Source organism: Pseudonocardia pini (assembly GCF_013870575.1).
Lineage (GTDB): Bacteria > Actinomycetota > Actinomycetes > Mycobacteriales > Pseudonocardiaceae > Pseudonocardia > Pseudonocardia pini.
This window is the reverse complement of the sequence record NZ_JACBXB010001019.1, coordinates 1-1,590: the sequence shown is the minus strand read 5'-3', so window position 1 is coordinate 1,590 and position 1,590 is coordinate 1. Positions and strand designations below refer to the sequence as shown.

Annotated in this window: 3 protein-coding genes; all 3 read right to left on the bottom strand. The window is 75.0% G+C overall.

Annotation, left to right across the window (positions count from 1 at the left end; all coding sequences use genetic code 11):
• Positions 1 to 551: urease accessory protein UreD (locus tag H5J29_RS32050; RefSeq protein ID WP_181784660.1), on the bottom strand; the 551-nt coding region annotated here is incomplete at its 3' end.
• Entirely contained in the window at positions 552 to 1,256 is a 705-nt protein-coding gene (gene ureG / locus H5J29_RS32045) for an urease accessory protein UreG (RefSeq protein ID WP_181784659.1), read from the bottom strand.
• A partial coding sequence (locus H5J29_RS32040; RefSeq protein ID WP_281376158.1) for an urease accessory UreF family protein occupies positions 1,246 to 1,590 on the bottom strand: 345 nt, incomplete at its 5' end. The genes ureG and H5J29_RS32040, both read right to left, overlap by 11 nt.

Sequence of the window (1,590 nt, the reverse complement as noted above, 5' to 3'; positions counted from 1 at the left end):
GCGAGATGGGCGGGGGAGGCCTGGAGCACAGGGTCGCCGAGGTCCTGGGTCTGGTGCACCAACGGCCCGCTCGGCTGCTCGACGCGGGTGGTGCCGCGGTACCGGCCCGCCCGCTCGCCGCTGCGGCCCGCGACCAGGATCTCGCGGGCGCGCAGGCGCGCGGTCTCGTGGAGGGTCGCGTGGAGCAGGGTGTGGTGGTTCGCGCGGGCCGTGATCACCGTGGGCTCGGGCAGGTACTGCACGCTCGCCCCCTCGGCGACCTCGATCCGCATCGTCAGCGTGCTGGGCCGGTCCGCGCCCGGCAGCGCCACGGCCGCCGCCACCCCGGTGAGGACGAGCTCGGCGCCGGGGCCGACCTGCACGGCCAGCTCGACGTCGTCGCCCGCCAGCGGGGTGCTCGCCGAGCCGACCAGGTGGACCGTCACCGCGCTCTGGAACGCCGCCGCGGTCCCGCGCCGCGGGACGAGCGAGAGCGGGGACTCCGAGCGCAGCTCGCGGACGACGCTGCGCTCCCCCACCCGCTCGACGGTCAGGACGGCCCTCGCCCTCATCTACGCGGGCACCCGCGCGGCGAGCAGGGACAGCACCCAGGCGCCGACGTCCGTGGCGGACGGGTCCTCCACCAGCGACTGGGTGATCACGGGCAGCTCCCCGCGGATCCGCGTCGCGTCCCCGGTCATCACGTCCATGTCCGCCCCGACGAGCGGCGCCAGGTCGGTCTTGTTGATCACGAGCAGGTCCGCGGTGGTGACCCCCGGCCCGCCCTTGCGGGGCACCTTGTCCCCGCCCGCGACGTCGACCACGAAGATCTGCGCGTCGACCAGGCCGCGGGAGAACACCGCCGTCAGGTTGTCCCCACCGGACTCGACGACTACCAGCTCCAGGTCGCCGAAGCGCTCCTCGAGCAGCTCGATGGCGTCGAGGTTGGCGGTGATGTCGTCTCGGATCGCGGTGTGCGGGCAGCAGCCGGTCTGGACGGCCTCGACCCGCTCGGCGGGCAGCACGGCGTTGCGGCGCAGGAAGTCCGCGTCCTCGGTGGTGTAGATGTCGTTCGTCACCACGGCCAGCCGGACGCGCTCGCCGAGGCTGCGGGCCAGGGCCGCGACCAGCGCCGTCTTGCCGCTGCCGACGGGCCCGCCGATGCCGATCCGGAGCGCGCGGCCCTGCGCGGGCGGCGGCTCGTGGTGGTCGTGGTCGGTCTCGGTGGGGTCGAAGGAGACCAGATGGCCGTGGCCGTGACCGTGCTCAGGAGACAAAGAGACGCACCCGCTCTCGATGGTGGTGGACGTGGGCCTGCGCCATGAGGTCGAGCACCGGGGCGCTCGGGGCAGGCAGGTCGGGTCCCCGGAACTCGACGACCGCCGCGTCGACGACGGCCGCGAGCTCCGGGCCGAGCCGCACCAGCGCGGCGTTGACGGCGAAGGGATCGAGGCCCAGCAACCGCACGGCGGCGGACGCGGGCCCGGAGACCGCGAGGTAGGCGACGCACCGCGCGGCCTCCTCGGGTGGCTCGCCCGCGCTCCCACACACCGCCCCGACCAGCAGTGGATGGTGCGGGCGGGGATGGACGGCGACGAGCTGCGCGAGCAC